The organism is Escherichia sp. 93.1518, assembly GCF_013368915.2.
GTDB classification, from domain to species: Bacteria; Pseudomonadota; Gammaproteobacteria; order Enterobacterales; family Enterobacteriaceae; genus Escherichia; species Escherichia ruysiae.
Map to the genome: position 1 here is coordinate 71,747 of NZ_JABWMT020000020.1, position 8,834 is coordinate 80,580.

Sequence of the window (8,834 nt, forward strand, 5' to 3'; positions counted from 1 at the left end):
ATCTCCACGGCGCTCACTTTATCAGTTAGCAAGAATTATCCGAAGCTGAACTTTGTAAATTCCCCTCACCGAACACAACATTAAGCGTGTTTTCAGAGAAGCAACTGAGGATTCATCATAATAATAAATAATAAAATCCACAATCATTTACAGTAATTATGGATTTTATTTAAGATAAAGTTATTTATTTAGCGTCGCCAAAATAATTGGCCCGATTTTTTCAAACGCCATTGGCGAGATAATATCCACATGCGCACAATCTAAACGATAAATATCCAGCTCAGCTACCCATGGCGACCAGGCGCGTTCAGGACTCATACCTTCCTGAAGTGTACGTTCAGCAACAAACAGCGTCGCTTTACCATCAAATGGTACGCTATGAGCCGTGCTTAACAGACGCACTGCATCAGCGTAATTACCTTCAATGGTGGTAAACAGCTCCGTCGACGCAGTTCCCTGCTGTGCCGCCAGGAAGGCTTCGCGCTCGCGGTTAATCTCCGCCAGCACTTCCGGGTCCAGACCGTTAGCTTCTTTTTCCTGCCAGTTTTGCGTTTCTGGCGGCCAGGTATCCAGCAAGCCAAGAAATGCCACCTGTTCGTCACGGGCACGCAACCGCGCCGCAATCCCCTGCGCCAGCGTACCGCCCAGCGAATAACCCAGCAGGTAATAAGGGCCGTGAGGTTGTTGTTCAAGTAACGTTGCCAGATGCGCTTCGCAGACTTCATCCAGGTTCGTCGCCGTCTGCATAGGTCCATGAGGGCGCGGCGACTGAATGCCAATAATCGACCATTGTGGATCGAGATAACGCGAGAGCACGCTAAACTGCCAGGCAAAACCGGACGCCGGATGGAAACAAAACAGCGTCGGGCCATTACCTTCACGCAACGGCAGAATGGTTTCGAATCCCATGCGCCGGGTGCTATCTTCTTCACCATCAATAATCGTTGCCAGTTTGGCGACGGTTGACGCGACCATCACCTGCCCCGGCGTCACCTGGCGGGCAAACTGCCGACTTAACTGCGCCGCCAGTTTCATTGCCAGTAGTGAATGACCGCCAAGAGCGAAGAAATCAGCGTCGGCATCCTGCACATCACAGTCCAGCAATGACGAGAACGCCCCGGCGATAATCATTTCGCTGCCCGCTTTCGGCGCTCGTCCCGGCGTTTTTGCTTTCAATTCCGGCAACGGTAAAGCTTTACGATCCAGCTTGCCATTGGCGCTAAGCGGCAACTGCGGAAGTTGCAGCAGAACGACGGGCACCATATGCGGTGGCAAGGTTTCGCGCAACTGCGCCTGTAATGAGCTGGTATCCAGCGGCAGGCCTGATTGCGACACCAGATACCCTACCAACTGGCGCGCGTCGCCGCCGGTTGCTGCCGCCTGGTTAATCACACAGGCATGGGTAACGGCCTGTTCGACATCCGGCAGCGCCTGCATCACGCGGTCGATTTCGCCCAGTTCAATACGCTGACCACGAATTTTTAGCTGATCGTCACTGCGCCCGAGGTATTCCACCGCGCCATTTTCCAACCAACAAGCAACGTCTCCAGTACGGTACATGCGTTCACCAGGAGCGAAAGGGTCGGCAATAAAGCGGCTGGCGGTCAGATCGGGTCGTCCAAGATACCCTTGCGCCAGTTGAATGCCAGTAAGATAGAGATCACCCGCCACACCCGGCGGCACCGGATGCATCATCGCATCAAGAATGCGTAGCCCCGTGTTCCAGACCGGATAACCAATTGGCACGCTGCTGCCGCGTACTTGTGCCAGTTCCTCGCCAAAAGCCGGATACCAGCTAACATCCACCGCTGCTTCCGTTGGGCCATAAAGATTATGTAACGGCGCGCCGGTTAACTGTTGCCATTCGCGGCATAAATCAGCCGGTAAGGCCTCACCACTACAGAAAACCTGTTTCAACGTCGCGCAACTTTGGCTGGCAGTTTGCGGAGTCAGTGAAGCAACAAATGCCGCCAGCATCGACGGCACAAAGTGCGTGGTCGTCACGCCGTAATCAGCAAAGAATTGTTGCATAGCGAGCGGATCGCGGTGCGCTTCTGGCTCTGCCATCACCAGTTTCGCCCCCGCAATAAACGGCCAGAAAAACTCCCACACCGAGACATCAAAACTACACGGCGTTTTTTGGGCAACGACATCTTCGCCTGTAAGCGGATAATGATTTTGCATCCACAACAGGCGGTTGACGATAGCCTTCTGCCCAACCATCACCCCTTTCGGCCTGCCGGTGGAACCCGAGGTAAAGATGATATAAGCCGTGTGGTGCGGTTGTGAAAGTTGCAGCGGCGCACTGCCCTGTGGAGTAAGCGGGGCGTTATAGCAAAGGCTGGTTAAATTGGGAACATCGCTAAAGCGCGGCAATTGATCGTCGGTGGTGATTAACAGCGACGGGCGCGCATCTTCCAGCATCATCTTCAGGCGATCGTCCGGATAACCCGTATCCAGCGGTAGCCAGGCCGCGCCAGCTTCAACTATCGCATGTAGTGCCAGGGTCAAAAAGACCGAGCGCGGTAGCGCCACCGCCACGCTGTCGCCAGGTTTAACGCCGCGCTCACGCAGCAGATTCGCCAGCGCCACCACCTGCTCGCGCATTTCCCGATAGCTGAACTGATAATGAGCGTCAGCCAGTGCCGGAGCATCCGGCGTTTTGGCTGCCTGTTCTGCCACCAGCGCGCTCAGCGTGGTTTCAGGGATTTCTACCTGTGTGGCGTTGATCTGCGCCAACTGTGCATACTCACCTGGCAGCATAATATCGACATCGCCGCACAACAGCGCCGGATTCGCGGCGAACTGCGCAATCAGCATTTTCAGGCGTTCGGCGTGCTGGATTAACGTTGGCTCATCGTAACGCTGTTTATTGGCGAGGATCTCAATGCTCAAACCACCGTGTTCATCCGGGAACAGCGCCAGTTCAAGGTCATTAACCGGCCCCGTTGCCAGGGTGTGGGTTTGCGCCTGAACACCCGGAATATCCAGTTGGTAATCAAATACCTTGATATTGAGTACCGGACCGAACAGCGGTTCCTCTCCCGCCGCGCGCCCACTGTCACGGACAATTTGTTCGGCGTCGTAGCGTTGATGGCGGCGCATTTTTTTCAGTTGTGCCGCCAGTCGGGTTGCCAGTTGCGACAGCGTTTCTTGCGCTTCAATGTGAATACCCAACGGTAAAACGTTGAGCACGGGGCCGGTAGCCGTCAGCGCCGCCGAGCCCATTCGACGCATAAAGATGAATCCGGCGGCGTAGTCCATGCGGTTGCACAATCGCCCCAGCCATAAGGCCGCCAGCGCAAGTGCTAAATCGGTACGTTGTACGGTCGGCAGTTGGGCTGCCAACTGGCGGAATTCTCCGTCGGTAAATTCCAGTTTCAGGCGCAGAATATCTGCCGAGGCGCCGCGCCCCGCTAAAGGTGCAGACGAAAGTGACGCAGGTGGCGGCAGTTGGTGACGCTGTTCCGCCCAGAATGCCGCATCACGCTGCCAGGCCTCGCTTTCGCGGTACTGCTGGTACTCATCCACCACTTCAGCGAAAGGCGTAAACGGCGAAGCAGGCGTTGGTTCGCCACGCAGCCATGCACAGTAAATATTGGCGATCTGGCGGGTAATGGCCGGGAAACTGAAGCCATCGACCAGCAAATGGTGGTAACGCTGATACCAGTACCAGCGGTTATCCGCCACCTGAATTAACTGATGAAAGACCAGCGGTTTACCGCTATCGACGCGCAGGTTTTGTTGCAAATCGGCCTGCATTAAGGCCTGCGCAGTACCGTGCGGATCAATATTGGTTCGCAGGTCGATAATTTCTGGCAGTTCGAATATCAGCGCATCATCGACCCATTGCCAGACTTCGCCGTTATCTTCCGTAAAACGCATCCGCAACGTATCTGCTTGCGCTAATCCGGCAACCACCGCGCGGGCCAGTAATGGCGCATCAACCTCTCCGGTTAACTCAACGTAATGCGCCACGCTCCAGGCGGAGGGTAAATCCGACAGTTTTTCTGCCATCCAGATGCCGGGCTGTGCGGCGACCAAAGGTAAATGCTGGCTCATTGCGCCTCCTGCTGCCGGGTAAAATTCGTCGGTGTCAGGGTACGCCAGTGGGCTTCCAGCCATTGCTGGCAGGACGCCTGTGACTGCGGCTGACACACAACGTCCCAGCCTGCCGGTAAGGCGCATTGTTGCGGCCACAGACTGAATTGCCCCTGCGCATTGCGCAAAATGTAAAACACGCCCTGCGGATCATCGAAGGGATTACTGAATGCCATATTCAACTCCTGTCATGGAAAAGTGGTTGCCAGAGGTCAATTAGCCCCTGCATCAAGCCACCGCGCCAACAAAGTGCATCATGTCCGCCGTCAACCTGACGCCAGAAAATGGATTCTTTTATGGGATGTAGTTGCGCATACAGCGCCTGGTTAGCTCGCATAATCAGCGGCTCACGAATACCCGCTTCCAGCACAATACGCAGACCTTCGACGCTAACTTCACCAGCTTTAAGCTGTTCAAGTAACACGCCCTCTTGCTGCCCGCCCCGATGCGGCCACCAGTACGATCCTGACTGGCTTAATACACAGCCAAAGCGTTCAGGCCAGTGTAGTCCGGCATACAGCGCAGAAAGTCCACCAAAACTCTGCCCGGCGACCACGGTGCGATCGGCACGATCGCTAAAAGGAGCGATTATTTTCACCAGCGGCAGTAACTCTTGCTGAACTGCCAGCCAGAAATCCGCATTACACGGCAGTTCGCGGGCACGGTGCGTGGTGTCGATGGCGTCAATCAACACATACACGGCGGGAGGAAGCTGCTGACGACGGGTCAGCGAAGTTAACGCAGGCCAGACGGGCATACTTTGCGCCCAAAATTCACCATCGAGCAGAATAGCTAACGGACGCTCTTCGACTGGTGCATCACCAGTGGAAAAAATCCATACACGGCGTGAATTTCCCAACCGTTCACTTTTCCAGGTTATTTCTTTCGCTGAGTTAGCGGGGGCTTGCGGACAATCCCAGCCGGGTTGCAGCGGCGCTTGCGGCATTTCGAGGGCGGAAACAGCGTGCCCTCGCCCTCCTTTCCAGCTTTGCGGATTCAGCGGATCGGCTATCGCCTGGGGTAATAGTTTTCGCCAGCCCTCACGTAATTCGAGGCGATCGGGTGATGGTGCAGAAAAAATGTCATCGCGTTCGGTGGGAATAAAACAGTAACTGCCGCGCCAGTTAGCACTGAGTTGTGTCGTCCACTGCCAGACATCGGTGCCTGCAATGCGATGCATCGACTGGGGATGGCTGTTCTGATGGTGATCGGTAACGCCAGTGATATAAACCCATACGCGCTTTACCGTCGAGCGGTCTTCAGAACCTTGAGGGTCACGCCACCAGAAAGTGACCTGATATATTTCGTCATTCAGACGCTGCCATTCCGGGCCATGTTTCGACTGCCACCAGCTCTCACTTCCCACGTTTAACGCCGTCACACCATAACCCCATGTTTACTGTGCAATTTTTTATTGATTGCAGAAATATATTGATAATATTATTGATAACTATTTGCATTTGCAATAGCGTATTGGCGCGCCATGTCAAGCGCGCACATTAATTAACCAACTGCACTGCGTGTCTTTCAGGATCAAAGGTTTTCGCGGTAGCGGGAGGCGTCATGCTGATGACGACCATGCCCGACAGTTGCAATTCGTGGCAAAAATGCAGGAATAAAACAATGAACAAGAAGATTCATTCCCTGGCCTTGTTGGTCAACCTGGGGATTTATGGGGTAGCGCAGGCACAAGAGCCAACCGATACTCCTGTTTCACATGACGATACTATTGTCGTTACCGCCGCCGAGCAGAACTTGCAGGCGCCTGGCGTTTCGACCATCACCGCAGATGAAATCCGCAAAAACCCGGTTGCCCGCGATGTGTCGGAGATTATCCGTACTATGCCCGGCGTTAACCTGACCGGTAACTCCACCAGCGGTCAGCGTGGTAATAACCGCCAGATTGATATTCGCGGCATGGGTCCAGAAAACACGCTGATTTTGATTGACGGTAAACCGGTCAGCAGCCGCAATTCGGTGCGTCAGGGCTGGCGCGGCGAGCGCGATACCCGTGGTGATACCTCCTGGGTGCCGCCGGAGATGATTGAACGTATTGAAGTTCTGCGTGGCCCGGCGGCTGCACGTTATGGCAACGGCGCGGCGGGTGGCGTAGTTAACATCATCACCAAAAAAGGCAGCGGCGAGTGGCACGGTTCCTGGGATGCTTATTTCAACGCCCCAGAACATAAAGAGGAAGGCGCCACCAAACGCACCAACTTCAGCCTGACCGGTCCGCTGGGCGATGAATTCAGTTTCCGCTTGTATGGCAACCTCGACAAAACCCAGGCCGACGCGTGGGATATTAACCAGGGTCATCAGTCCGCGCGTGCCGGAACCTATGCAACTACCCTACCGGCCGGGCGCGAAGGGGTGATCAACAAAGATATTAACGGCGTAGTTCGTTGGGACTTCGCGCCTCTGCAATCACTCGAACTGGAAGCGGGTTACAGCCGCCAGGGCAACCTGTATGCGGGCGATACTCAGAACACCAACTCCGACGCCTACACTCGCTCTAAATACGGCGATGAAACCAACCGCCTGTATCGCCAGAACTACTCACTGACCTGGAACGGTGGCTGGGATAACGGTGTGACCACCAGTAACTGGGTGCAGTACGAACACACCCGTAACTCGCGTATTCCGGAAGGTCTGGCGGGCGGCACCGAAGGGAAATTTAACGAAAAAGCGACACAAGACTTCGTCGATATCGATCTTGATGACGTGATGCTGCACAGCGAAGTTAACCTGCCGATTGATTTCCTCGTTAACCAGACGCTGACGCTGGGTACGGAGTGGAATCAGCAGCGGATGAAGGACTTGAGTTCCAACACCCAGGCGCTGACCGGGACGAATACCGGCGGTGCTATTGATGGTGTGAGTGCCACCGACCGTAGCCCGTATTCAAAAGCAGAAATTTTCTCGCTGTTTGCCGAAAACAACATGGAGCTGACTGACAGCACCATCGTAACGCCGGGGCTGCGTTTCGATCATCACAGCATTGTGGGTAATAACTGGAGCCCGGCGCTGAATATATCGCAAGGTTTAGGCGATGACTTCACGCTGAAAATGGGCATCGCCCGTGCTTATAAAGCGCCGAGCCTGTACCAGACTAACCCAAACTACATTCTCTACAGTAAAGGTCAGGGTTGCTATGCCAGCGCGGGCGGCTGCTATCTGCAGGGGAACGATGACCTGAAAGCAGAAACCAGCATCAACAAAGAGATTGGTCTGGAGTTCAAACGCGACGGCTGGCTGGCGGGCGTCACCTGGTTCCGTAACGATTATCGCAATAAGATTGAAGCGGGCTATGTGGCTGTAGGGCAAAACGCAGTCGGCACCGATCTCTATCAGTGGGATAACGTACCGAAAGCGGTGGTGGAAGGTCTGGAAGGATCGTTAAACGTGCCGGTTAGCGAAACGGTGATGTGGACCAATAACATCACTTATATGCTGAAGAGTGAAAATAAAACCACGGGCGACCGTTTGTCGATCATCCCGGAATATACGTTGAACTCAACGCTGAGCTGGCAGGCACGGGAAGATTTGTCGATGCAAACAACCTTCACCTGGTACGGCAAGCAGCAGCCGAAGAAGTACAACTATAAAGGTCAGCCAGCGGTTGGACCGGAAACCAAAGAAATAAGTCCGTACAGCATTGTGGGTCTGAGCGCGACCTGGGATGTAACGAAGAATGTCAGTCTGACCGGCGGCGTAGACAACCTGTTCGACAAGCGTTTGTGGCGTGCGGGTAATGCCCAGACCACAGGCGATCTGGCAGGAGCCAACTATATTGCCGGTGCTGGTGCGTATACCTATAACGAGCCGGGACGTACGTGGTATATGAGCATTAATACTCACTTCTGATGCTAACGTCAGATTGTTGACAAAGTGCGCGTCGTTCATGCCGGATGCGGCGTGAACGCCTTATCCGGCCTACAAAATCTTGTCAATTCAATATATTGCAGGATAGTGTAGGCCTGATAAGCGTAGCGCATCAGACAGTTTTGCGTTTGTCATCAGTCTCTAATATGGTCGACATGAAAACTACGCATACCTCCCTCCCCTTTGCCGGACATACGCTGCATTTTGTTGAGTTTGAGCCGGCAAGTTTTTGTGAGCAGGATTTACTCTGGCTGCCGCATTATGCACAACTGCAACATGCCGGACGTAAACGCAAAGCCGAACATTTAGCCGGACGGATTGCTGCTGTTCATGCTTTAAGGGAATTTGGCTTTAAGAACGCCCCCCCTGTCGGTGAACGTCGCCAGCCACTTTGGCCTGCCGGGTTATACGGCAGTATTAGCCACTGCGGGGCTATGGCATTGGCTGTGGTATCTCGTCAACCAACGGGTATTGATATCGAAGAGATTCTCTCTGCACAAGCAGCGGAAGAGCTGAAAGACAGCATTATGACACCAGCAGAATACGAGCTGCTTGAGGTCAGCGATTTACCCTTTTCTGTGGCGCTTACACTGGCATTTTCAGCGAAAGAGAGTGCGTTTAAGGCAAGCAAGTTACAGACAGTTCAAGGTTTTCTGGATTATCAAATAATTAACTGGAATAAACAGCAGATCATCATTCGTCGAGAGGATGAGAAGTTTGCTGTGCACTGGCAGATAAAAGAAAAGAGAGTCATCACGCTGTGCCAACACGATTAATTGATAATACCCGGTGCGATTCGCCCGCAGCCATTGCTGACTGCGGGCGAAAGTGTAAAGCAGGTGCCTTACCAT

The 8,834-nt window shown here is 53.9% G+C and carries 5 protein-coding genes; 2 read left to right on the forward strand and 3 right to left on the reverse strand.

Going from position 1 to position 8,834, the window contains the following annotated elements; all coding sequences use genetic code 11:
• Nucleotides 1–180 precede the first annotated feature (180 nt).
• The 3 genes from entF to fes are packed head-to-tail and all read right to left on the reverse strand — an operon-like array spanning nt 181 to nt 5,482.
• A complete protein-coding gene (gene entF / locus HEN21_RS15465; RefSeq protein WP_176251623.1) occupies nt 181–4,062 on the reverse strand; it encodes an enterobactin non-ribosomal peptide synthetase EntF in 3,882 nt (1,293 codons plus the stop codon).
• Nucleotides 4,059–4,277 (reverse strand): MbtH family protein, encoded by a 219-nt coding sequence (locus HEN21_RS15470; protein ID WP_176251624.1) that lies wholly within the window; start codon nt 4,275–4,277, stop codon nt 4,059–4,061. Before HEN21_RS15470 ends, entF begins: the two co-directional genes overlap by 4 nt.
• A 2-nt stretch (nt 4,278–4,279) precedes the next feature.
• Entirely contained in the window at nt 4,280–5,482 is a 1,203-nt protein-coding gene (gene fes, locus HEN21_RS15475) for an enterochelin esterase (RefSeq protein WP_176251625.1), read from the reverse strand.
• Between the two features lie 242 nt (nt 5,483–5,724).
• Between fes and fepA the strand changes: the two genes are divergently transcribed.
• Nucleotides 5,725–7,965 carry a siderophore enterobactin receptor FepA gene (fepA, locus tag HEN21_RS15480; protein ID WP_001034901.1) on the forward strand — a complete coding sequence of 747 codons (2,241 nt, stop codon included), beginning with the start codon at nt 5,725–5,727 and terminating at the stop codon, nt 7,963–7,965.
• A 173-nt stretch (nt 7,966–8,138) separates the two neighbouring features.
• Nucleotides 8,139–8,759 carry an enterobactin synthase subunit EntD gene (entD, locus tag HEN21_RS15485; RefSeq protein WP_176251626.1) on the forward strand — a complete coding sequence of 207 codons (621 nt, stop codon included), beginning with the start codon at nt 8,139–8,141 and terminating at the stop codon, nt 8,757–8,759.
• Nucleotides 8,760–8,834 lie beyond the last annotated feature (75 nt).

Excerpts from the sequence above, each read along its gene's own strand:
- entF (WP_176251623.1), bottom strand. The coding sequence starts at position 4,062 with ATGAGCCAGCATTTACCTTTGGTCGCCGCACAGCCCGGCATCTGGATG.
- HEN21_RS15470 (WP_176251624.1), bottom strand. The coding sequence starts at position 4,277 with ATGGCATTCAGTAATCCCTTCGATGATCCGCAGGGCGTGTTTTACATT.
- fepA (WP_001034901.1), top strand. The coding sequence starts at position 5,725 with ATGAACAAGAAGATTCATTCCCTGGCCTTGTTGGTCAACCTGGGGATT.
- entD (WP_176251626.1), top strand. The coding sequence starts at position 8,139 with ATGAAAACTACGCATACCTCCCTCCCCTTTGCCGGACATACGCTGCAT.